Here is a 23,480-nt window from a genome sequence, read left to right on the forward strand (position 1 = left end):
CCACCGGCGGTGCCACGCTCAGATCGCGGTGTTGTCCACAGATCTTCGGCCCTGATCCACAGGGCGTGCGTTTCACGTGAAACATGAAGGAGCAGGCGTGACCCAGGAACCCGGTCGTCCGTCGTACCCCGTACCGACGGCTGCCGACCTCGCGGAGCGGGCGACGAGCTTCCAGGACGACGCCACGCCGCTGGCGAAGGCGACCGAGCACAGCCTGCTCGTCCGTGAGGGCACGCGATTGCGGCCGCCGATGCCACGCCCGCGCGAGACCCGCATCTTCGTGGTCGCCAACCAGAAGGGCGGCGTCGGGAAGACGACGACGACCGTGAATGTCGCCGCAGCCCTGGCGCAGTTGGGCCAGCGCGTGCTCGTCATCGACCTGGATCCACAGGGGAACGCCTCCACGGCGCTGAACGTCGACCATCGCCGAGGGACGCCGTCGACCTACGACGCGATCGTCGACGGACGTCCGCTGGTGGAGATCGCCACCCCGTGCCCGGACGTCGACAACCTCTGGGTCGTCCCCTCGACCATCGACCTCGCCGGGGCGGAGATCGAGTTGGTGAGCGTGGTCGCTCGCGAGAGCCGACTGCGCAAGGCGATCGTGGCGCACCCGCTCGTCGGCGCCGACGCCGGCGAGGAGCGCTTCGACTACGTGCTCATCGACTGCCCGCCCTCCCTCGGGCTCCTCACCCTCAACGCCCTGGTCGCCGGTGAGGAGATGATGATCCCGATCCAGGCCGAGTACTACGCGCTGGAGGGTCTGGGCCAGCTGCTGGAGACCGTCGACATGGTGCGCGCCCACCTGAACCCCGATCTCGCGGTCTCCACCATCCTCATCACGATGTACGACGCTCGTACCCGGCTCTCGGCCGGTGTGGCCGACGAGGTGCGCGACCACTTCGGCGACCAGGTGCTCAAGACCGCGATCCCCCGCAGTGTCCGCGTCTCCGAGGCGCCCTCCTACGCCCAGACCGTCATGACCTACGATCCGGGTTCGCCCGGCGCGCTGAGCTACCTGGAGGCCGCGCGCGAGATCGCCCAGCGAGGAGTCACCGCGTGAACGCCCAGCGTCCCCCCGTCCGCCGTGGTCTGGGCCGCGGCCTCGGCTCGCTGATCCCGACCGCCCCCGAACCGCCTGCCGGTGCGCCGGAGACCGGCTCCTCCGTCGCCCCCGTGACCGACGGTCCCGGCGGCGTCGGTGCCGGGGGCGCGGGAAGCACGGGGAACGCCGGCCCGGAGCTGGCCGCCGTCGACGGCGCCTACTTCGCCGAGCTGCCGATCGCGAGCATCACCCCCAACCACGTGCAGCCGCGCCAGGTCTTCGACGAGGACGCCATGGCCGAGCTCGTGCACTCGATCCGCGAGGTCGGGCTCCTCCAGCCCATCGTCGTGCGCAGCTCCGGGGAGGACCGCTACGAGCTGATCATGGGCGAGCGGCGCTGGCGGGCGAGCCAGGAGGCCGGCCTCACGAGGATCCCCGCCATCGTGCGGCAGACCGACGACGTCGACATGCTGCGCGACGCACTCCTGGAGAACCTGCACCGCTCCCAGCTCAACCCCCTGGAGGAGGCGTCGGCCTACGCCCAGCTCCTCGAGGACTTCGGCTGCACGCACGAGGAACTCGCCCAGCGCATCGGCCGCTCCCGTCCGCAGATCAGCAACACGCTCCGGCTGCTCAAGCTCAGCCCCGCGGTTCAGCGGCGTGTTGCTGCCGGCGTGCTCTCGGCCGGTCACGCGCGATCGCTGCTCGCCGTCGACGATGCGGAGCTCCAGGACCGCCTGGCTCAGCGCGTGGTCGCCGAGGGCATCAGCGTCCGTGGCCTCGAGGAGATCGTCGCTGTCGGCGATCACGGCCGGGCCGCGCCGAGTGCCCGTCGGGCCAAGCCGTCGGCCCCGGGTCTCGCCGACATCGCCGAGCGGCTCTCCGACCGCCTCGAGACCCGCGTCAAGGTCGATCTCGGTCAGCGCAAGGGGCGGATCACCGTCGAGTTCGCCAGCCTCGACGACCTGCGCCGCATCATCGACATCATCGATCCCCGCAACCGTGAGGACCGACCGATCTGAGCGATAAGGCGTTTTGTCGACAAAGTGACTTAACGCCACATCGCTGAATCGTCAGGCGTTGCCCTGCTGCTTCGCCCGCCGACGCTCCGCCCGGGCGCGCTTCTCGGCCTGGTCGAGCGCCAGCGCCTCCTCCGGCGTGGGAGCACCGCCCCCGTGCCGTGCCGGCAGCCACCACGACCCGGGAGGCTGCTCGTCGGCGGGGTAGCGGGCGATGGTGTCGTCGAGCATCGCGCTCATCCGCTCGCGCAGCAGCGCGGTCTCGGCCACGGCGTCCGCGCCCGTCGGATGCAGCGGCTCGCCGACGGTGATGGCGATGGTCTTGCCGCGCGAGAAGTCCCGGGGGTGGTCCTTGGTCATCAGGCGCTGCGTGCCCCAGAGGATCACCGGCACCAGCGGGACGCCGGCCTCGGCCGCGATGCGCACGGCACCGGTCTTGAACTCCTTGAGCTCCATCGACCGCGAGATCGTGGCCTCGGGGAAGATGCCGACCGCCTCGCCCTGACGCAGGTAGTCGACGGCGGTGTGGAACGAGGCCACGCCCTCCCCGCGGTCGACCTCGATGTGGTGGAAGGAGCGCATCGCCGGCCCGCCGATCGGGTGGTCGAAGATCTCCCGCTTGGCCATGAAGCGCACGAGCCGCTTCGAGGGCTGCGTGGCCAGGCCGCCGTAGACGAAGTCGACGTACCCGATGTGGTTGTAGGCGAGCATCACGCCACCGGAACGGGGGACATGCTCGGTGCCGGTCATGATGAACCGCTGGCCGAGCACGCGGAAGAGCGTCTTCGCCGTCCAGATGACCGGCGGATAGGTGATGTCGCGCATCAGCTGAGATCCGATCCCGGGCCGTCGTAGCCCTGATAGGCCTGGAGGGGGCGGTCGGGAGCAGCGGCACCGAAGGTCGCCCGCAGCTCGATCTCCGCCTCCAGGACGCCGGCCAGTCGCCGCACCCCCTCGCGGATGCGCTCGGGAGTCGGATAGCAGAAGCTGAGCCGCATCGCCCGCGACCCGAAGCCGTCGGCGAAGAACGCCGTGCCCGGCACGTAGGCGACCCGGGCGGTGACCGCCCGCGGCAGCATCGCCTTGGCGTCGATGCCCGGCGGCAGGGTGAGCCAGACGTAGAAGCCGCCGTCGGGGACGTTCCACTCGCAGCCGTCGGGCATCAGGTCGTCGAGGGCGCCGATCATGGCGTCGCGGCGCTCCCGGTACATCTCCCGGAACTGCTTGATCTGTCCCTGCCAGTCGTGGTTGGCCAGGTAGGCCGAGACCGCCATCTGCGAGAACTGCGGGGGACACAGGGTCGCGGACTCCTGGGCCAGCACCAGCTTCTCCCGCACGGGGTGCGGCGCGAGCGCCCAGCCGACCCGGAAGCCGGGGGCGAAGGTCTTGGAGAACGACCCCAGGTAGATCACGCCGTCGGCCTCGTCGGCGCGCAGCGCGCGCAGCGGGTCGCGGTCGAAGCCGAGCAGGCCGTAGGGGTTGTCCTCGAGGATCAGCACACCCTCGCTGGTGCAGATGTCGAGGATCTCGGCACGTCGGTGCGCGGCGAGCGTGACGCCGGCCGGGTTGTGGAAGTTCGGGATCGTGTAAAGGAACTTGATGCGCCGTCCCGACGCCTTCACCGACGCGATCGCCTGGCGCAGAGCGGCGGGGACGAGGCCCTCGGCGTCCATCTCCACGTGGACGACGTCGGCCTGGTAGGCCTTGAACACGCCGAGCGCGCCGACGTAGCTGGGCGCCTCGCACAGCACGACGTCGCCCGGGTCGATGAAGATGCGGGTCACCAGGTCGACCGCCTGCTGGGAGCCGACGGTGACGACGACGTCGTCGGGGTGGGCCTCGATGCCCTCCAGGCGCATGACGTCGGTGATCTGCTCGCGCAGTTCCGGAACGCCCTGGCCCGAGCCGTACTGCATGGCGACGGCACCGTGGTGCGCGACGAGGTCGCTGATCGCCCCGCCGACGACGTCGAGGGGCAGACCGGAGATGTTGGGCATGCCGCCGGCCAACGAGACGACCTCGGGACGCGAGGCCACGGCGAAGAGCGCTCGGATCTCCGAGGCGGTCATGCCGGCGGTGCGCGCGGCGTACCGATCGACGTAGTGGTCGAGACGGGTCTGCGAACGGTCCGGCGTGACATCCATGGCGCCTCTAGCATGAACGATGGTGACCGTCATCGCACGTCCCTCCCGCGGGTTGGGCGCGTTGGTTGGCTCACCATCCCGACCGCAGGAGGGTGTCGTGGCTCGCAAGATCGTCCGCCTGACCCTCGACCATCTGGCCGAGGTCGATGCTCCCTGTCGCTCGTGCGCGTTCTGGGAGGTCGACCCCGTGCGCCGGGCCCGCCTCGACCGCGAGGCCGTCGCGGGGGAGAAGGAGGCCTGGATCTCCGAGGTGCTGCGCGAATGGGGCTCGTGCGGGCGCGTAGCGCTGGTGGACGGCGTCGTGCGCGGTTTCGCGATCTACGCGCCGGCCGCCTATGTGCCGGGCGCCGACACCTTCCCGACCAGCCCGGTGTCGGGGGACGCCGTCGTGCTGACGACGGTCTGGATCGATCCGGTCGCCACGGGAGCCGGGTTGGGGCGCATGCTCGTCCAGGGGATGGCGCGCGACCTCATCACCCGGGGCGGCATCCGGGCCGTCGAGGCGTTCGCGAGCACCGGGCGGGCCAGCGGCCACTGCCTGATCCCGGCGGAGTTCCTCGGCAGCGTCGGCTTCCGCACCCACCGGCCGCACCCCGCCACGCCCCGCATGCGCATGGAGCTGCGCTCGGCGCTGACCTGGCGTGACGAGGTGGAGGCCGCGATCGAGCGTCTCGTCGGTGTCGTCCGACCGCAGGGGTCGCCCGAGCCGGCGCACCGCCACGAACGCAGCTGACCCCCGCAGCCCGTGCGGGCTGCGGGGGTCAGGCGCGGTGTCGGGTCAGCCGAGGAAGGGCGCGAGCTCGTTGAGCAGCGCGGCCTTCGGCTTGGCGCCGACGATGGTCTTCACGACCTCGCCGCCCTGGTAGACGTTGAGGGTCGGGATGCCGGTGACGCGGTACGTGGACGGCGTGACGGGGTTCTCGTCGACGTTCATCTTCAGGAACGTGATCTGGTCGCCGTGGGCGCTGGCGATCTCGTCGAGGATCGGCGCGACCTGACGGCACGGACCGCACCACTCGGCCCAGAAGTCCACGAGGACCGGCTTGTCGGACTTGAGCACCTGCGCGTCGAACTCGGCGTCGGTGACTGCGGCGATGTTGCCCACGATTTTTCCCTTCGTTGGTGGCGTACTGGTCTCAACGCCCGCCTCGGGCGGGATCATTCCCGGCACTGCTCGGGGCAGCGACGTCGGTGCGGCGCTCAGGCCGTGGCGGCGGCCGCCGCGAGGTGCTCGCGGTCGGCCAGGAACCGCTCGGCGTCGAGCGCTGCGGCGCAGCCGGTGCCGGCCGCGGTGATCGCCTGGCGGTAGTGGTGGTCGACCAGGTCGCCGCAGGCGAAGACGCCCGGCAGGTTGGTGGCCGTGCTCGGGTGGTCGACCAGGACGTAGCCGTCGTCGTCGAGGTCGACCTGACCGCGCAGCAGCTCCGAGCGGGGGTCGTGACCGATCGCGATGAACAGGCCGGTGGCGGGCAGGATGCGGGTCTCGCCGGTGACGGTGTCCTTGAGCGTGACCGACTCGAGGCGGTCCTCGCCGTTGATCTCCTCGACCACCGAGTTCCACTCGATCTCGAGCTTCGGGTCGTTGAAGGCCCGCTCCTGCATGATCTTCGAGGCACGCAGCTCGTCGCGGCGCACGATGAGGGAGACCTTCGAGCCGAAGCGGGTCAGGAACGTGGCCTCTTCGACGGCCGAGTCGCCGCCGCCGACCACGGCGATGTGCTGCTCGCGGAAGAAGAACCCGTCGCAGGTGGCGCACCACGAGACGCCGCGCCCCGACAGCTCCTCCTCCCGCGGGAGCCCGAGCTTCCGGTACCCCGATCCGGTGGCCAGGATGACGGCGTGGGCCCGGTAGGTGTCGGTGGCGGTGCGCACGACCTTCACCTCACCGGCGAGGTCGACCTCGACGACGTCGTCCGGCACGAGCTCGGCGCCGAAGCGCTCGGCCTGGGCGCGCATCTCGTCCATCAGGGCGGGGCCCATGATGCCGTCGCGGAAGCCCGGGAAGTTCTCGACCTCGGTGGTGTTCATGAGGGCGCCACCGGCGGTGACGGAGCCCTCGAAGACGAGGGGGTGCAGGCTGGCCCGGGCCGCGTAGACCGCTGCGGTGTATCCGGACGGGCCGGAACCGATGATGATGACGTTGCGGATGGCGTCGGGGGCGGCGGCGGACATGGCCCTCCTCAGATCGGCTGGTCCGCGCCCCGAACCGGGCGCGGATGGTGCACGGACACAACGGATCCTAGGTGAGCGGCATTCCGGTGGTGGTGCGCCTCACGGCACGCGGACGGTGGTGGAGCGCAGCACGTCGGCGGTGCCGCACTGCAACAGGTCGACGACCTGCGTGCTGCCGGTCGGCGGGCGGAACACCAGTACGGCGGGCTCGCCGTCGTAAGTGACCACCACGGCGGCGCCCTGGCCCCAGTCGGCGGGCTCGCAGCCGTCGAGCTGCTTGGCCGAGGTGCCGCCGTCGGCGCGGTCGTAGGTGCGGGCACGGGCACCGCTCACCCGGGACTGGAGGGCGGCGACCTGCTCGCTGAATCCCGCGGCGTCGAGCCGGGTGAACCGGGCCGGGACGCCGCCGACCAGTCCGCCGACGGCCGTGCCGGTCGCCATCAGTTCGTCGGAGGAGGCCGAGCCCGCCTGCGGAGCCGCCTCGGGCGTCATCGCGGTCGCGCCGCCGCCGTCGGCGCCCTGCTCCGCGCGGCCGGAATCGCCGCTGGTGTCGGGAGCCTCCGCGCCGGCGACCGCTGCGTCCGCTGCGACCTGGGACGACGCGCTGTCGCCGGCGCCGCCCACGTCGAGGAACTGCGCGGCCGTCGTCCCGACGAGGATGACCGCCGCCGCGGCTCCCAGCAGCTGGACCGCGCGGCGGCGACGTCGGCGTCCGGCCAGATCGACGATCTCGCCGTCGGGTGCCTCGCCCTCGGCGAGTCGCGCGAGGACGTCGTCGAGTCGTGCGGCCACGTCGACGGGGATGGGATCGGTGTGGCGCGCGTCGGCGAGCAGGCGCCGCAGCTCGTCGGGCAGCTCGTCGGCCATGCGGCGCTCCTCTCGTGACGGTGATCGGGTGGGTGCGGGTGGATGCGGATGGGTGGTGGGGTTGCGGGTCAGATCGGCGGAGCCCGTGGACCCGACCGAGGTGGGACGGTACGCCCCGCGGTCGGGTTCCCGGCCGTGAGGGGAGTCTCATCGGCGGGGTCGCCGAGCAGGTGGGCGAGCAGCTCGGCCAACCGGGTGCGACCGCGCGAGCAGCGCGACTTCACCGTGCCGGCGGCGCAGCCGAGGATCTCGGCGGCCTCCGCGACCGAGTAGCCCTCGAGGTCGACCAGCACGATGGCGGCGCGCTGGTCGGGCACGAGGCGGGCCAGGGCGTCGATGACGGCGGCGCGCCGGTCGTGGGCGACCGCCTCCTCGGCCGGATCGGCGACCGGCGCCGGACCGATCTCCGAGCGCACGGCCCGCTGGCCGTACTCCTCGAGGTCGTCGGGCAGGCTGTCGGCGCGCCGTACCTTCGCGGCGCGCAGCCGGTCGAGGCAGGCGTTGACGACGACCCGGTGCAGCCAGGTGGTCACCGCGGCGTCCCCGCGGAAGGAGTCGGCACGCCGGTAGGCGGCGATCATGCCGTCCTGGAGTCCGTCGGCGGCGTCCTCGGGGTTGCCCATCGTGCGCAGCGCGACTGCCCACAGTCGATCGCGGTGCCGCCGGAAGAGGACGCCGAAGGCCTCGGCGTCGCCGGCGACGTGGGCCGCGAGCAGCTCGACGTCGCTGCGCTCGTCAGGAGCCACGGACGACCACCTCGTCGATCTGCCCCCGGAAGCCGTCGCGCACAGCCGGCAGCGACGTCAGCCAGACGATGACGTACCGGCCGGTGACGGCGCCGGTGGGGGATGCGGTGGGGGTGAGGGTCGCCCGCGTGCCCGCATCGGCGGTGGCGACCGGGGTGAGGTCGCCGATACCGCGCGGGTCCTGGTCGGTGAGGTAGAGCGAGACGCCCGTCGGCTGGCCGGTCAGCTGGAGGTCGACCTCCTCGACGGTGCGGCTCGCGCCCAGGTCGATCACCACGCCGACGCCGGTCTTGAGCCCGCCGGGGCCGAACTGCTGGGTGTAGGTGGAGGTGCGCCAGCCCGTGGCCGGGTCGCCGTCGATCACCAGGCCGACGGTCTCGGGGTACTCCGCCGGCGGATCGCCTTGCGGGTCGAAGTCGCGGACGGTGAGGCCGGTCAGCGCGCGGGCCGGACCCGTGTCGGCACCGGTGCTGCTCGACGCGCGATCGGACGGCGTGCTGCCGCCGTCGTCGGCACCCAGCACGGTGCGGCCGCGACTGAGGTTGACCACCACCACGACCAGCACGAGGAGCAGCAGCGCGACGATGAGCCCGCCGGCGATGCGCAGCCAGTTGCGGCCGGGCACCTCCTCGGCCACCGGGGCGCCGATGACGGGAACCCCGGTGCCGGTGCCGGTGTGGTCCCAGGGCCAGAAGTCGCTCGGATCGGCCGCGGCCGCCGCGATCGCGCTCGGGCGGGGTCGACGCACGGGTCCGCCGTCGGCCGGCTCGGGGGCGAAGAGGGGACGCTCGGGCGGATCCTCGAACGGCGGTGGGGGCGGGGCCGGGGCGCCGGGAGCACCCATCCAGGACACCCCGCCGTCGTCGTCGAAGATCGGCAGCCCGGCCTCGGTGGGCACCTCGGGAGCGGGCGCGGGAGCGGAGGGGGCGGGGTCCGGTTCGGCTCCGGTAGCGGCGTCGGTCGCGGGGTCGGTCGCGCGGTCCGCCGGGGGTTCGGGGCGCGCAGCCGGCTCGTCGTCCGCCTCGGCGACGGCAGCTGTGCCCAGGAGCGGCACCGGCACCTCCACCGGCCGCGGCGGCGGGACGGCGTCCTGCTCGCCCGTGGCGTCGCGCACCCCGAACTCCGGCACGGCGGAGAAGGTGACGGTCTCGTCGCCGCGGCTGACCTGGCGGGCCAGCAGGGCCTCCGGCAGACCGGTGGGGTCGCCGACGAAGTCGGCGAGGGTGTCGGCGAGGCCGCGGGCGGTGTCGAGGGCCCGCGGATCGCGCTCACGGGCGGCCGCGTAGGGGTTGAGCAGCTCGTCGCAGATCTGGTCGAGGGTGCGCGGCACGCCGGCGCGCACCTGACGGGGCCGCAGTACGCGCCCGTGCTCCTGCGGCGCGCGGGCGACCGCCGAGGTGCTGCGCCCGCCCCATCGTGCGGTGAGCGCGGTGTAGAGCAGTCCGGCGAGATCGGTGACGTCGGCGGCCGGGCCGCTGGCGGGAGCGCCGTGCAGGGCGGCGTCGACGCAGAGGCCGATGACGCGCACGGCGCCCGCCCGGTCGACCAGCACCGACTCGGGGTTGAGGCGACCGTGGGCGACGCCGGCACCGTGGGCCACCGCGATGGCGGCGGCCACCTGGCCGACCAGGTAGGCCGAGGTGCGCGCGCCGAGCGGCCCGCCTGCGGCCACCATGATGTCGAGGGAGGTGCCCGAGCCCCACTCGTTGACGACGTAGCAGAGCCCGTCGCGGGCATCGGCGTCCAGCACCCGCAGGATGTGCGGGTCGAGCACGAGCGCCGAACGGCGGGCCGCGTCGAGCAGCACCGGCGCCCGGGGGTCGTCCTCGGCGATCACGTGCAGGGCGACGTCGCGTTCGAGGACCAGGTCGTGCGCGCGCCAGAACCGCCCGGCGCCGCTCTCACTCAGCAGGTCGACGAGGCGGTACCGACCGGCGAGGACGTCGCCGGGCCGGTTCGTCATCGGCACGCGGCTCCTCCTCGGGGCGGTGGTCGGTCGTGGGGGTGGGCTGCTGCGGCGTCACGCCGCCGGGGCCATCGTAGGCGTCAGCGCGCCGAGCGGGAGCCCAGACGCCGGGTCACGGTGCGCGCGAGCGTGGTGACCTCGCGGATGTGCATGGCCCGCGCGGCGAGCGCCAGCACGGCGAGCTCGACGGAGCCGACCCAGGCGCCCTCCACGATCGCCCACGGCCAGGCCGAGGAGGAGTGCAGGGCGCGCAGCCCGGTGAGCGCCAGCCAGGCGGTCGCGGTGGCCAGGGCGACCGCGATGCCCCAGCGCACGAGGAAGCGCAGCACCACATGTCCCTGGAGGGTGCCGAGCCGGCGTCGCAGCACGGTGAAGGAGAGGACGCTGCCGACGAGGTAGGCGATCGAGTACGCACCGACCAGGGCCGGGGCGGTGTGCTGATCGTCGGTGAAGCGCACCAGCACGATCGCGGCCGCCACGTTGGCCATCGCCACCCAGCACTGGTTGACGAAGACGGTGCGGGTGTCCTCGAGCGCGTAGAAGCCGCGCAGCATCAGGTAGTGCACGGTGAAGAGGACGACGCCGGGACCGAACACCGCGAGCGTGCGGGCGAACGCCTCGATGCTGGGTTCGCGGCCGGCCGCGCCGTGCAGCAGCAGCCGGGCGATGGGGGTCGCGACCAGCGGCAGCATCGCGGCGACGGGCAGCACGACGACCAGCGCGGTGCGCAGCACCGAGGCGAGGGTCGTGGCCAACCGGTCGAACCGCTCGGCCGCCGCCGCGGCGGACAGCTCGGGCAGGGCCGCTGTGGCCAGCGAGACCGTCACGACGGCGTGCGGCACCATCACCACGAGGAAGGCGTTCGCGTAGACGGTGTAGCCGGTGCCGTCGTCCCCGCCGAGGACGCCGCTCGAGGCCAGGCGCACCAGCACCAGGTAGGCGATCTGGTTGACGATCACGAAGCCGACGGTCCACAGGCCCAGCCGCAGGGTGTGCCCCAACCCCGTGCCGCGCAGATCGAAGCGCGGCCGGAACCGGAAGCCCGCAGAGCGCATGTAGGGCACGAGGATCGCGCACTGCACGGCGATGCCGAGCGTCGAACCGATGCCGAGCAGGGCCTCCTGGTCGGTGGAGTACGCGCCTTGGAGCTCGGCGCCGCTGGCCGCTCCGTAGGTGAGCAGGTAGCCGACGAGGACGGCGACCGAGATGACGTTGTTCGCGATCGGCGCCCACATCATCGGCCCGAAACGCCCGCGGGCGTTGAGCACCTGACCGATGAGCACGAACATGCCGTAGAAGAAGACCTGGGGCAGGCAGTAGCGGGTGAGGTCGACGATCGACTCCCGCTGGGCCGCGAGCTCCGGCGCCCGGTACCCGCTGTCGAGGTAGAGGTCGAGCAGCAGCGGCGCGGCCAGCACGAGGGCGACGGTGACGCCGAGCAGGAAGAGCCCGGCCGCGGTCATGATCCGATCGGTGTAGGCCTGGCCGCCGTCCTCGTCGTGCGTCATCGCGCGCACCAGCTGCGGCACCAGCACGGCGTTGAAGACACCGCCCGCCAGCAGGATGTAGAGCATGTTCGGGATCGTGTTGGCGATCGTGAACAGCTCCGCGTGCAGCGATTGGCCCAACGCCGCCGCGAGGAGGACGGCGCGGACGAAGCCGGAGAGCCGGGAGAAGACGGTGCCGGCCGCCATCACCGCGCTCGCCCCGAGCAACCGGGACGACGTCGTCCCGCCCGCCTGCGGGGTCGCGGTCGTGTCGGGGCCGGTGGTGTCGGGGCCGGTGGTGTCGGGGCCGCTCATGCCGCGGCCCGTCGTCGTGCCGCCCGCAGCCGGCGGACGGTGCGCACCCCGACGGTGCCGAAGAGCAGGCTGACGCCGGTGCCGAGGATCAGCCAGATGACCCGGCTGACCTCCGCCGAGCGCACCGGCAGGGTGACCGAGGAGCCGATCCGCGTGCCCTCGGTGTCGGTGACCTCCAAGGTGAGGTTGTGGACGCCGGACTGCGGTGTGCGCGCGTCGAGCAGCACCGAGGTGCGCGTGAGCGGGGCGAGGACGATCCGCTTCGGCAGCGTCACGCGCATCGGCCGGTCGCTCACGGCGTCGAGCGCCACCTCGACGGTGACGTCGAGGTCGTTCGTGACGGTGGCGGAGAAGCGCCCGTTCGTGCTCGACAGGGTGACTCCGGCGGGAGCGGTGATCGTGATGCCGCGCAGGGTGCCGCGCACCGAGCTCTCGGCGTAGCGGATGCGCTGGGTGCTCGAGGCCGGGGCGCCGCGGTCGAGGTAGGAGACCCCGCTGAGCGCCTGGTCGACGATCTCGTCGACGACGGTGTCGTTGAGCGGCAGCACGGAGTCGAGCAGCCGGCCGGCCGCGATGAGCCGGTCGACCGCATCGAAGGCGGGCGCCTGGAGTTCGTAGTCGGCCTGCGCCTGCGGGTAGGCGACCCTGCTCACCGGCACCGTGCTCGGCGTCGTCGTCCGCTGGATCTGGCCGACGGTGACCAGGTCGGTGAAGCCGGTGCGCAACCCGCTGAGGAACCGGCTGGCCGCCCGGGGTGCCCAGTCGGTGGGCATCTGGACGACGAGGGGCCGCTCGGCGCCCGGTGCGAGGAGCCGCACGACGGCCTCGCCGAGGATGCGCTGGCGCAGGGCGGTGTCGGCCAACGGGTCGTCGGGTCCCGGTCCGCCGCTGGCGGCGCCGGACGACGTCAGCATCAGGCGGGTGCCGTCGACGTCGATCGCCGCGGGCAGCGGTCGGTCGGGGTCGGCGTTCTGCGCCCGCTCGACGAGCTGGTCGGTGGCGAGCACGGTGTCGCTCGGGTCGAGCAGGTCGATCGCAGCCGGGCTGAGGTAGCCCGAGGGCGATCCCACCCCGGGTGACGCGGTGAGGTCGAACGAGCTGAGGCTGGCCTGCGACCGCTTGCGGGCCAGGTCGTAGAGCTCGGGGTCGTGGGCCGCAGCGCCGGAGAGGTCGAGGTCGCCGTAGGGCAGGGCGAGCACCTGGGAGGCTCCCTGGAGCATGGCGACCGCGCGGGAGAGCCAGGCGGAGGCCACCTTGCGGGCCTGGGTGAGCAGCAGGGCGGCCTGGGCGTCGTCGGAGTCGACCGACCCGGTCGTCGCCTCGGGGGTCCCGCTGGGGGCGGGCTCGCCGGCGGAGGCCGACGGACTCGCCGAGGCCGACGACCCGTCCTCGTCCTCCCCGTCGCCGCCGTCGCCGCCGTCGCCGTCGGCACGGTCGACCAGCGCCCGGGGCGGGTTGCCGGCGGCGAGGTCGCGGACGGCGTCCAGCACGGCCGGGTCGACCAGCCAGGTGAGTCCGGGGCCGGCGCGCTCGCCGAGATCGACGAGCCGGTCGAGCTGACCTCCGGGCTGGAGGGCGGCGAGCCAGTCGGCGAGCCCGGCCACGGACCCGTCGGCGGCTCGGACGACGCGGTGCCGCATCGGCACCACGACCGCTACCGGCAGCGGGTCGCGCCGGCGCCGCTCGGCGACGCCGTCGTCGACGACCGGCAGGAAGGTGCGGGCGCGACCGTCGGCGGTGTCGTCGCGACCGTCCTCGCCCTCGCCGAGGGCGTGGACGCCGAACCAGTACACGCCGTCGGCGGAGATCGGCAGCCGGGCGCGGGGCACGGAGAAGGAGTAGAACGCCGACTCGCCCGGGGCGAGCTCCTCGATGGTGGCGTAGGGCCCCGGGTCGGTGATGCGGTCGCCGACCGGGTCGAGGGGGTCGCTGGCCGCCGCGGCCTCCAGCTGCGTCTCGGTGGTCATCGGCGTCGTGGAGACCACGGGGTAGAGGTTGACCCGCGACCAGGTCTCGTCGTCGACGTTGGTGACGGTGCCCGAGACCTCGACCTCGCCGTCCGCGCGGCGCGGCAGGGTGGAGGGGCTGAGCCGGTCGATGGTGACCGCGAGGGCCTCGCCGTCGGCGGCGCTGGCCGCTCGGACCCCGGTGGTGACCCCGGCTGCGGGGCCGGTTGCGAGCGCGGTCGCGACGCTGCCGGTGCCTCCGAGCACGACCGCCAGCCCGAGGGCAGGCAGCAGCGAACGGAGGCGGACCACGCGCCGACTCTAGGCCAGAGCCGTGCGCGGATAGACTCCCCGCCCGTGTCCACCGAGCCCGCTCCTCTCAGCATCGTCGAGGTCCAGCGCTCGGTGTTCGCCGAACTCGACCGCATCGCGCCCGTCATCGACGAGCTCGGCGAGCGGTTCGTCGCGGCCGGCCACGAGCTCGCGCTGGTGGGCGGACCGGTGCGCGACGCGATGCTCGGACGCCGGCACAACGACCTCGACCTGACGACGTCCGCGCGTCCCGAGGAGACCGAGCGGCTGCTCAAGGGCTGGGCGGACGCCGTGTGGGACATGGGGCGCGCCTTCGGCACGATCGGCTGCCGCAAGGGCGAGTGGCAGGTCGAGATCACGACCTACCGCTCGGAGACCTACGACCCGAGCTCCCGCAAGCCCGACGTCGACTTCGGCGATTCGCTCGTGGGCGACCTGCGGCGCCGCGACTTCACCGTCAACGCGATGGCGGTGCGGCTGCCCGGGCGCGAGATCGAGGACCCCTTCGGCGGCGTCCTCGACCTCGCCCACCGGGTGCTGCGCACGCCCGGCACCCCCGAGGACTCCTTCTCCGACGACCCGCTGCGGATGATGCGGGCGGCGCGCTTCGCCGCCCAGCTCGGCTTCGACGTCGACCCGGCGGTGACGGCGGCGATGACGGCGATGGCCGATCGCATCGAGATCGTCTCGGCCGAGCGGGTGCGCGACGAGCTGGTGAAGCTCGTCTGCGCGCCGCTCCCGCGTCGCGGGCTCGGCATCCTGGTCGAGACCGGACTGGCCGAGCGGGTGCTGCCCGAGCTGCCGGCCCTGGCGCTGGAACGCGACGAGCACCACCGCCACAAGGACGTCTACGAGCACACCCTGACCGTGCTCGAGCAGGCGATCGACCAGGAGCACCGCCTGGAGTCGGCGCCCGACTTCATCGTGCGCTTCGCCTCGCTCATGCACGACGTCGGCAAGCCGCGCACCCGCCGCTTCCTCGAGGACGGCACCGTCACCTTCCACCACCACGATGTGGTCGGGGCGAAGATGACCCGCAAGCGCATGAAGGCGCTGCGCTTCGGCAACGACGAGATCGACGCCGTCGCCAAGCTCGTCGAGCTGCACCTGCGCTTCCACGGCTACGGCACCGGCGAGTGGACCGACTCGGCGGTGCGACGCTACGTGCGCGACGCCGGCGACCAGCTGGTGCGGCTGCACATCCTCACCCGCGCCGACTGCACGACCCGCAACCGGCGCAAGGCCGAGCGGCTCCAGCGCACCTACGACGACCTGGAGGCCCGCATCGCCGTCCTGGCCGAGCAGGAGGAGCTCGACGCGCTGCGCCCCGACCTCGACGGCAACGCGATCATGCGCATCCTCGACGTCCCGCCGGGCCGCGTCGTCGGCGAGGCCTACGCCTTCCTGCTCGAGCTGCGGATGGACCTCGGCCCGCAGACCCCCGAGGTCGCCGAGGCCGCGCTGCGGGCGTGGTGGGCGGAGCGGTCGGGGGAGTAGCTGGGGGCGCGGCCGGGGGGCCGGTTTCCCCGGCCGGCCGGGGAAACCGGCCGATTCCGGCCCGGATCCGGCCCGCAACGGGCAGTTTCGCCTGTCCACCGGCAGCTGATCCGCGCCGATGCCCGGCCCATCCCCGCCCTGGGACGGACGCCGCGCACCCGGGACGGCGGCTAGGTTGCGGCCATGACTGACACCTACGAGGCGTTGCTCGAGGAATCGATCGAGATCGCCGCTCCCCCCGCTCGCGTCTGGGCGCTGGTCACCGACCTCCCCGCCATGTCGGCCCGCAGCCCGCAGGTCGTGAAGACCTGGGTGAAGGGCGGCGCGGTGCGCCAGGGCGCCACCTTCACCAACCTCAACCGCGACCGGTTCCTCTTCTGGCCGACCCAGGGCAAGGTCGTCGACTTCGACGCCGAGAAGCGGTTCGCGTTCCGCATCAAGGAGAACAAGGTCGTCTGGTCCTTCACCCTCGAGCCCACGGCCGACGGCGGCACCCGCCTCATCGAGCGTCGCGAGACGCCGCAGGGCATCTCCGACGTCTCGCTGCGCCTGACCAAGATCGCCTTCGGCGGTCAGCCGAAGTTCACCGGGGGTCTCAAGGCCGGCATGCGCCAGACCCTCGCGGCGCTCAAGGCCGAGGCCGAGCGCCCCTGACCCGGGTGGTCGCCGGCGGCGGGGCGGGTGCCCCGCGCCGGCGACCCGTCGCCGGTGTCGGGGAGAGCACGGGCGAGAGGTGCGGCGTCCCGAGCGGGCTCACGTGCTGGGCCAGCAGGGTGGCGTCCGTCGAGACCTCGCGCTGGGGCGTCGTCCACGCCTCGACGACGACCTGGTCGGGCTGCACCTGCACGATCCCGTGGCCGTACTCGGCCCGCCAGTTGAAGTAGCGCAGCTGCGGGTTCGCGGCCCGCGCGGCCGCCTCCAGGGCGAGCGTCGGCGCCAGCGCCGCGGGCCGGTGGACGGCGTCGTAGGTCGCGGCGTCCTCGAAGGCCGCGCCCCGGCTGCCGCCGGTGGCGGTGAAGTACAGCTGCTCGGCGATGACGTCCTGACCTCCCGGGCGCCCCATCGTCGAGCCGACCAGTTCGACGCCGACGGCACGGAGCGTGCCGCCGCCGGTGAGCGGCTCGTAGGCGGGCAGCGCGGGGTCCTCGACGAGGTCGTTGAGGAAGAAGCCGTGGGAGTCGCCTGACAGGACGACGTTGTCGACGATGCCGGCCTCGCGCAGGAAGCGGAACAGCCGGGTGCGTTCGGCGGGCTGCCCGCCCCACGCCGTCGTGTAGAGCTCGCCCTGCGGTGCGTCGGGGTCGATACCGAACTGCCGGGAGAAGGCGTCGGCGAAGGGCAGGTTGAACGCCCGGAGCTGGCCGAGGTTCACCTGGTTCACGATCAGCCGGAACCGGGCCCGGGACGCCGAGGCGCGCAGCGTGCGCTCCAGCCACGCCCACTGCACGTCGCCGAGGATCTGCGACTGCTCCCCGGCCCGCCCGGCGAAGCGCCGCACGTCGATGAGCACCACGTCGGCCAGATCGCCGAAGGGCAGCACCCGGTAGGAGTAGAGCGCCGCCGGACCCCGCGGGATCGGCATCTGGCGGAACGGCCCGGGTGAGGCCGGCAGCCGGCCGGTGCCGTCGGGACGCGGCGCGCGGATCGGCGTCCACTCGAAGAGCACCGACCCGGCCTGTTCCATGGTCAGCGTCGGCCGCCCGTCGGTCTGCGCCGGGTCGTAGTCGTGCTGGTCGGCCATGATCGCGAACGGCGCCGCCGCGTGCGCGCGGATCAACTGCGGGTCGGCGTAGTAGAGGGCGTAGCGGCGCCGGCAGGTCGCCACGTCGGTGAAGTCGGCGTTGTCGATGTCGCCGTCCCAGCTGCGCTGCTCCTTCCAGAACCGGGACGCCGGGTGGCCGCCGGAGGAGTCGTAGACGTGGTCGCCGGCGTGGGTCACCAGGTCGAGGTCGTCGCGGTCGGCGATGCGCCCGTAGGAGTTGAAGACGTCCTGCCACCACGAGGTGCAGGCGATGTGGGCGATGGTGAGCGGTCCGACGTCCTGGCCGGGCGCGGGCGCGGTGCGGGTCCGGCCGATCGGCGAGCGCCAGCCCAGCGCCTCGAAGGCGTAGTAGAGCGTGGTGCCCGACGGCAGTCGGTCGGCGTCGACCTTGACCGTCCAGTCGCGCGCCGCGGAGGTGACGACCCGCCCCCGGCGGACGACGTGGCGCAGCGCCCGGTCGCGCGCGATCACCCAGCGCACCGCCACCGTGCGGATCCCCTGCGGGTCGGGCACCGCGGTGGCGTCCCAGCCGCGTGCGTCGGGGATGGTGATGCGGGTCCACAGCACCACCCGGTCCAGCAGCGGATCGCCGGACATCACGCCGTGCCCGAACGGCAGGAGCTCCTCGGCCACCGGATAGGTCCAGCCGGGCGGGAGGTCGCGCACGTAACGGGGGTCGGGGCGGCCGGTGGCCGCGACCGCGGGTCCGTTCGCGCCGGCGCCCAGCAGGGTCGCCGACGCGCCGGCCGCGGTGCCGCGCAGGAGGGTGCGTCGCTGGAGGGGGGTCACGCGGGAGCAACGGGTACCGCGCGCCGGGGTGACGGGCTCGGCTCCCGAGTTCACCGACCGTTCGTCCTCACGACGAGCGGCCCCCGTCCCGCAGGACGAGGGCCGCTCGCGAGCGCCGGAGACGGCGCAGGCTCGAGGATCAGTAGTCGTAGTCGAACCGTGCGCAGCCCGAGCCGATCGTGAACCGCACCGTGCCGGTGAGGTCGCCGTTGGAGGTGCGCGGGCCGTCGGACTGCCCCTTCATCGAGAGCACCTTGAACGACAGGCAGCCGAACTTGTGCACCCAGTCGCCGCCGTTCTCGGTGTAGTTGTCGACGTAGCCCTTGCCGAAGTCGCTGTAGCTGCTGCGTCCCTGGGCGAGGGTGAACGCGGCGTCGGCGAGGGTCGGGGTCATCGACTGCGGCTGGGGGACGGCGTCGACCGGCGTCTGCGCCGGGTGGTCGTCGAGCCCGACGTTGCCGTAGCCGTGCGCCTCGTCGGTGTAGGCGAGGAACAGGCCGGGCTGCCAGCTGATCGGGTCGCGGTCGATCTGGCCGCGGCCGTCGAGGTCGAAGCCGGAGCGGTCGCGCATCTCGAGGTAGTAGGCGTGGTCGAAGTCGGTCGACCGCGCACCCGCCTGCACGTACTGCCAGCCGGCCGTGCACGCCCCACCCGGGTTGCCCGGCTTGCAGCCGCCGTTGAAGACCCGCGGGTCGGAGGGGCCGCCGCTCTTCTCGAAGTCGGTGTCCAGCAGCACCTTCTCCCCGGACGGCGTGGTGGCGGTGACCTTCACGTCGTCAATGAACCAGCCGGGCTGGGCCAGGCCGGGGTCGGTGGCGTAGCTGAACCGCAGGATCGGGGTCTTCGCGCCGACCAGGTCGCTGATGTCGAAGCTGTCGGCGACGAAGATCTGGTCGGGGTAGTTGCCCAGGGTGCGGTCGAGCTGGACGGTCACCGGGTCGGTGTAGCTTGCGCTGGAGCCGGTGATGCCGTTGCCGTAGGCCGCCTGGCAGGCGTTGTTGTTCGGGTTCGAGGACGCCGTGGTGGTAGGCGTGCTGCGCGTCGAGGCGTGCGAGGCCCAGCTCTTGCCACCGTCGGTCGAGGTCAGCACGAAGCCGTAGTCGAAGTCCCACTCGACGTTGAAGGAGGACTTCATCGACAGCGACACCGTCGAGCCCGCGGGCAGCTTCGAGAGCGCCGGGATGGACAGGTCGAGGTTGTGACCGCCGCCGTCGGTGTTGCAGCCGAAGTCGTTGCCCGAACCGGAGAACCAGGCGTGGGTGCCCGAGGCCTTGTCACCGGTCGCGAAGGCCGACTTCTCGATCTGCACCCGGCCCGGCAGCTTGGCGACGTACATCTGCGAGTTGTGCACGATGCCGTCCTTGCCGTGACGCAGCGTGTAGGTCTTGCCCGACTTCGTGCGCCAGTGGATGACGCCGGTGTCCTGCTTGGAGTCGCTGAAGTTCCGCACCGTGCGGGTGCCCTTGGTGAGCACCTCCGGCACGACCCAGCCCAGCTCCTGACGGCCGTAGGCGTCGATGTTCTGCGACTTGTCGGTCGACATCAGCGTCCAGTCGTCGTAGTACGTCGCGCTGCCGGTGGTGTAGAAGTCGGGCAGGCCCAGGCTGTGGCCGTACTCGTGGGAGATGACCGACGCGTGGTCGATCGCCGTCTCCGGGTTGAGGTTGTACGGGCCGACCCGCACGAAGACCTTGTAGGGCGTCTTCTTCGTGGTCTTCTTCGTGAAGCTCTTGTTCGTCCAGTAGAGCGGGTGGCCCTCCAGGTCGGTGAGCTGGTCGTCGGTCGCGAAGCCCGGAAGACCCGTCTCGGGGTCGGTGGTGGAGTACTCCAGCGAGCTGGAGTTCGGCCAGATGTTGTCGTAGGGCAGGCCGCATGCGAGGTCGCCGCCGAGGCCCTGCGAGGCGCCGTTGCCGCCGCAGCCGGCGAAGACGACCATGAAGAAGTCGACGACGCCGTCCTTGTCGGTGTCGTAGTCGTTGTAGTCGATCTCGGGATCGGCCAGCGCCGCGGCGTCGGCGACGATCTTCGAGGGGTCACCGCAACCGGAGTCGATGTTCTGCAGGGCCGCCACACCGGTGAGCGAGCCGACGATCGCCGAGCCGTTGCCGTCGGCGCCGTAGTAGCCGGTGGTGCCGGGCAGGTTGTAGACGCCGTCGGTGATGCGGGTCGGGTAGAGCGGGGTGCCGAGCGCCGCCGAGCCGAGGTCGCTCAGCGTGGCCCCGGTGCAAGTGCTCAGGTTGGTCGGGTCGGTCGTGTAGAGCGGGAAGCCCGGCTTGTAGTCGAAGTCGGCCGTGGCGACGCCCGCCGAGGGCACGGTGCCGTCGGGGAAGAGCTGGCCGAGCGACATCTCCTGGTAGAGGTTGAAGGTCGAGCCGTCGTTCTTCGGGTCGTTGATGACGCCCTCGAGCGAGTCGCCGGTGTGGCCGGCGCCGTAGGCGCGGTCGAGGTACTGCACGGGGACGACGGGGAACGGCCGGTCGCCGTAACGGGCGGTGTCGTAGGCGCCGCCCGGCGGGATCACCTTCGGGCCGTGGCTGACGGCCTTCGCGCTGCGGCCCTTGGCGCTCAGCGTGGCGGTCGTCGACAGGTCGCGCCACACGATGGTGGGCAGCTGCCGCACGGAGGCGGCCTGCTGGTCGATCACCAGCGTCGCGCTACGGCCGGCGGCCAGCGCAGGCACACGCCAGCTGATGGACGACGCCGAGGTGCGGGCCGTGCCCGGACCCGAAGCGCGCAGGAACCGGGTGCCCCGAGGTGCGGTGACCCGCACGGTCGCGCCCGAGACCGCGCTCGAGGTCGGGTTGGTCACCACGATGCTCGAGGGGTACTTGTCGCCCGGCTTGACCCAGCCGAGGGAGGAGACGAACTTGTTGCGCACCACGAGGCTCTTCGCCTGCGAGCGCAGGGTCACCGGGGTGGCGCCGGCGTCGTCGGCGCCGTAGCCGCCGCTCGCCGAGGCGTCGAGGGCCCGGACGGCGAGCTCGACGGCGCCGGTGCCGGTGTCGACGCCCGAGGTGACGCCGCCCGGCACGACCGTCTCGAAGGAGCCGTCGGCGTCGGTGGTGACCGGCGTCGAGCCGAGGGTGCGTCCGGTGGCGTCCTGCACGGCCAGGGTGAAGGACGCCGGCGTCGTCGCACCGGCGCGACCCACCCGCGCCTGGGTGACGCGGTGGACCGTGCCGCGCACCGTGAAGGCGGCGCCCGGTTCGGGCCGCGCGGCGAGCGGTGCGAAGTCGACGGCCAGCAGGCGACGACCGGTCGTGTCGACCGGCAGCGCGTCTCGGGCGGACGCGCCGGAGTCGGCGGCGCCGGCCGGAACGGTGGCGAGCGGGAGCAGGGCCGCGGCGAGCAGGCCGGCTGCGGCGGTGGCCGCTGCCCGGCGGGGAGTCGGGGCGGGAAGGCGCATGGGGTGAGTCCTCGGTCGGCGAGCCGGGCGGATGCCCGATCGCCGTCCCAACGAGACGCGACGATCCGGGGTTACGACCCCTTCCCGGATTGAAACCTTGCGGAAATACCGCACGGGCCCACCGGAGTCTCCTCCGATGGGCCCGTGGCGGGTGGTTCAGGTGCGCTTCGTGCTCAACCTGCGGGCGAGACGAGTGCCCCTTGGTGCCTCAGGGTCACTCGTCGCCCTTGATGAAGGCCTCGACGCGGCGGCGACCCTCGTCGTCGGGCAGCTGCACCGGCGGGCTCTTCATGAGGTAGGACGACGCCGAGATGATCGGGCCGCCGAGGCCGCGGTCCTTGGCGATCTTCGCGGCGCGGACGGCGTCGATGATGATGCCGGCGGAGTTCGGGGAGTCCCAGACCTCGAGCTTGTACTCCAGGTTCAGCGGGACGTCGCCGAACGCGCGACCCTCGAGGCGCACGTAGGCCCACTTGCGGTCGTCGAGCCACGCGACGTAGTCGGACGGGCCGATGTGCACGTTCTTGTCGTCGACCAGGCCCGAGAGCGGACCGTTGAGGTTCGAGGTGACGGCCTGGGTCTTGGAGATCTTCTTGGACTCCAGGCGCTCGCGCTCGAGCATGTTCTTGAAGTCCATGTTGCCGCCGACGTTGAGCTGGTAGGTGCGGTCGAGCACCACGCCGCGGTCCTCGAACAGCTTCGCCATCACGCGGTGGGTGATGGTGGCGCCGACCTGGCTCTTGATGTCGTCGCCGACGATCGGGACGCCGGCGTCCTCGAACTTCTTGGCCCACTCGGGGTCGGAGGCGATGAAGACGGGCAGGGCGTTGACGAAGGCCACGCCGGCGTCGATGGCGCACTGGGCGTAGAACTTGTCGGCCTGCTCGGAGCCCACCGGGAGGTAGGAGACGAGGACGTCGACGTTGCGGTCCTTGAGGATCTGGACGACGTCGACCGGCTCGGCCGCGGACTCCTCGATCGTCATGCGGTAGTACTTGCCCAGACCGTCGAGGGTCGGGCCGCGCTGCACCTCGACACCGAGGGTCGGCACGTCGCAGATCTTGATCGTGTTGTTCTCCGAGGCGTTGATGGCCTCGGAGAGGTCCTTGCCGACCTTCTTGTCGTCGACGTCGAAGGCGGCGACGAACTCGACGTCCTTGACGTGGTAGTCACCGAAGACGACGTGCATGAGGCCGGGGACGGTGCCCGCCGGGTCGGCGTCCTTGTAGTAGGTGACGCCTTGGATCAGGGAGGTGGCACAGTTGCCGACTCCCACGATTGCTACTCGAACCGAACCCATCGGGTCGCTTCCTTCCTGTCTCACTGTTGGTCGGCCACGGGGCCGGCAGTCGGGATGCCACGAGGAGCGGTGGCAGGGGGGGTGTTGCGCTCGGCGTTGATGAGGTCGGAGAGCCACCGGACCTCTCGTTCGACCGACTCGACGCCGTGCCGTTGCAGCTCGGCGGCGTACCGGTCGACCTCCTTCTGCGTCATCTGCAGTTGCTGCTGGACGCGCTCGAGCCGCTCCTGGAGGCGGGTACGGCGGCCCTCGAGCACCCGCAGCCGGATCTCCATGTCGGTGGAGGAGAAGAACGCGAACCGGATGTCGAAGGTGTCGTCCTCCCAGGCGGCAGGACCGACCTCCGACATGAGGCGCTCGAACTCGCGGTGGCCGGCGTCGGTGACCTGGTAGACGATGCGCGGACGGCGAGAGGTCGCCGCCGTGGTCGAGGTGGTCTCCTCGATGAGGTTGCTGCGCAGCATCTTCTTCAGCGTGGGGTAGAGGGAGCCGTAGGACAGCACCCGACCCCAGCCGAGCATCAGGTTGAGCCGCTTGCGGAGCTCGTAGCCGTGCATGGGTCCCTCGTGCAGCAGTCCGAGGACTGCGAGCTCGATGGTCTCTGCGCGACGTGCCACGAGACATATCGTAGCGATATATCCGCGGGAGCGGAACTTTCGATGGATCGTAGGTGAACGAGACGCCTCCCACACGCGCGTTCGGACGGC

Annotated in this window: 18 protein-coding genes; 5 read left to right on the forward strand and 13 right to left on the reverse strand. The window is 72.3% G+C overall.

All coding sequences use genetic code 11. The annotated features are described in order from the left end of the window. Positions 1–97: 97 nt before the first annotated feature. Together ABD671_RS16225 and ABD671_RS16230 are read left to right on the forward strand one after the other, a co-directional pair. A complete protein-coding gene (locus tag ABD671_RS16225) occupies positions 98–1,063 on the forward strand; it encodes a ParA family protein (protein ID WP_344734470.1) in 966 nt (321 codons plus the stop codon). Continuing rightward, the gene (locus ABD671_RS16230) at positions 1,060–2,067 is read left to right on the forward strand and encodes a ParB/RepB/Spo0J family partition protein (protein WP_344734471.1); all 1,008 of its coding nucleotides are present in this window, start codon (positions 1,060–1,062) and stop codon (positions 2,065–2,067) included. Before ABD671_RS16225 ends, ABD671_RS16230 begins: the two co-directional genes overlap by 4 nt. A 51-nt stretch (positions 2,068–2,118) precedes the next feature. Here ABD671_RS16230 and ABD671_RS16235 read toward each other — a convergent pair whose 3' ends face one another. Next, on the reverse strand, positions 2,119–2,889 hold the full coding sequence (locus tag ABD671_RS16235; RefSeq protein WP_344734472.1) for a lysophospholipid acyltransferase family protein: 771 nt from the start codon (positions 2,887–2,889) through the stop codon (positions 2,119–2,121). Then, positions 2,889–4,208, reverse strand: a complete 1,320-nt coding sequence (locus tag ABD671_RS16240; protein WP_344734473.1) for an aminotransferase-like domain-containing protein — start codon at positions 4,206–4,208, stop codon at positions 2,889–2,891. The genes ABD671_RS16235 and ABD671_RS16240 overlap by 1 nt, the downstream gene beginning before the upstream one ends. Positions 4,209–4,305: 97 nt before the next feature. Here ABD671_RS16240 and ABD671_RS16245 point away from each other — a divergent pair, with 97 nt between their 5' ends. Continuing rightward, positions 4,306–4,941, forward strand: coding sequence for a GNAT family N-acetyltransferase (locus ABD671_RS16245; RefSeq protein WP_344734474.1), 636 nt, complete (start codon positions 4,306–4,308; stop codon positions 4,939–4,941). A gap of 45 nt (positions 4,942–4,986) precedes the next feature. Here the strand turns inward: ABD671_RS16245 and trxA are convergent, their stop codons facing one another. The 7 genes from trxA to ABD671_RS16280 all read right to left on the reverse strand — a co-directional run bounded on the left by trxA (position 4,987) and on the right by ABD671_RS16280 (position 14,019). Then, entirely contained in the window at positions 4,987–5,313 is a 327-nt protein-coding gene (trxA, locus tag ABD671_RS16250) for a thioredoxin (RefSeq protein WP_344734475.1), read from the reverse strand. 95 nt (positions 5,314–5,408) lie between these two features. Beyond that, complete coding sequence (gene trxB / locus ABD671_RS16255) at positions 5,409–6,380, reverse strand: thioredoxin-disulfide reductase (RefSeq protein ID WP_344734476.1); 972 nt, start codon at positions 6,378–6,380, stop codon at positions 5,409–5,411. Between the two features lie 99 nt (positions 6,381–6,479). After that, positions 6,480–7,247: a hypothetical protein gene (locus tag ABD671_RS16260; protein ID WP_344734477.1), complete on the reverse strand. Its 768-nt coding sequence runs from the start codon at positions 7,245–7,247 to the stop codon at positions 6,480–6,482. Between the two features lie 68 nt (positions 7,248–7,315). After that, the gene (gene sigM / locus ABD671_RS16265; RefSeq protein WP_344734478.1) at positions 7,316–7,993 is read right to left on the reverse strand and encodes an RNA polymerase sigma factor SigM; all 678 of its coding nucleotides are present in this window, start codon (positions 7,991–7,993) and stop codon (positions 7,316–7,318) included. After that, positions 7,983–9,962 (reverse strand): protein kinase family protein, encoded by a 1,980-nt coding sequence (locus tag ABD671_RS16270; protein ID WP_344734479.1) that lies wholly within the window; start codon positions 9,960–9,962, stop codon positions 7,983–7,985. The genes sigM and ABD671_RS16270 overlap by 11 nt, the downstream gene beginning before the upstream one ends. Before the next feature lie 77 nt (positions 9,963–10,039). Next, positions 10,040–11,761: a murein biosynthesis integral membrane protein MurJ gene (gene murJ, locus ABD671_RS16275; RefSeq protein ID WP_344734480.1), complete on the reverse strand. Its 1,722-nt coding sequence runs from the start codon at positions 11,759–11,761 to the stop codon at positions 10,040–10,042. Then, complete coding sequence (locus ABD671_RS16280; RefSeq protein WP_344734481.1) at positions 11,758–14,019, reverse strand: DUF6049 family protein; 2,262 nt, start codon at positions 14,017–14,019, stop codon at positions 11,758–11,760. The genes murJ and ABD671_RS16280 overlap by 4 nt, the downstream gene beginning before the upstream one ends. A 45-nt stretch (positions 14,020–14,064) precedes the next feature. Between ABD671_RS16280 and ABD671_RS16285 the strand changes: the two genes are divergently transcribed. Both ABD671_RS16285 and ABD671_RS16290 read left to right on the forward strand, forming a co-directional pair. Further along, the gene (locus ABD671_RS16285) at positions 14,065–15,516 is read left to right on the forward strand and encodes a CCA tRNA nucleotidyltransferase (protein ID WP_344734482.1); all 1,452 of its coding nucleotides are present in this window, start codon (positions 14,065–14,067) and stop codon (positions 15,514–15,516) included. A 183-nt stretch (positions 15,517–15,699) separates the two neighbouring features. Next, on the forward strand, positions 15,700–16,170 hold the full coding sequence (locus ABD671_RS16290) for an SRPBCC family protein (protein WP_344734483.1): 471 nt from the start codon (positions 15,700–15,702) through the stop codon (positions 16,168–16,170). Here ABD671_RS16290 and ABD671_RS16295 read toward each other — a convergent pair. From ABD671_RS16295 to ABD671_RS16310, 4 genes are all read right to left on the reverse strand, one after another. Then, entirely contained in the window at positions 16,145–18,067 is a 1,923-nt protein-coding gene (locus ABD671_RS16295) for an alkaline phosphatase D family protein (RefSeq protein WP_344734484.1), read from the reverse strand. The genes ABD671_RS16290 and ABD671_RS16295 overlap by 26 nt on opposite strands. A 139-nt stretch (positions 18,068–18,206) precedes the next feature. Further along, complete coding sequence (locus ABD671_RS16300) at positions 18,207–21,473, reverse strand: immune inhibitor A domain-containing protein (RefSeq protein WP_344734485.1); 3,267 nt, start codon at positions 21,471–21,473, stop codon at positions 18,207–18,209. A gap of 214 nt (positions 21,474–21,687) precedes the next feature. Further along, positions 21,688–22,773, reverse strand: coding sequence for an inositol-3-phosphate synthase (locus ABD671_RS16305; protein WP_344734486.1), 1,086 nt, complete (start codon positions 22,771–22,773; stop codon positions 21,688–21,690). A gap of 20 nt (positions 22,774–22,793) precedes the next feature. Next, positions 22,794–23,390, reverse strand: a complete 597-nt coding sequence (locus ABD671_RS16310; RefSeq protein WP_344734487.1) for a PadR family transcriptional regulator — start codon at positions 23,388–23,390, stop codon at positions 22,794–22,796. Positions 23,391–23,480: the final 90 nt, after the last annotated feature.

The sequence above is a fragment of the Nocardioides fonticola genome (genome assembly GCF_039536805.1).
Taxonomy (GTDB): Bacteria; Actinomycetota; Actinomycetes; order Propionibacteriales; family Nocardioidaceae; genus Nocardioides; species Nocardioides fonticola.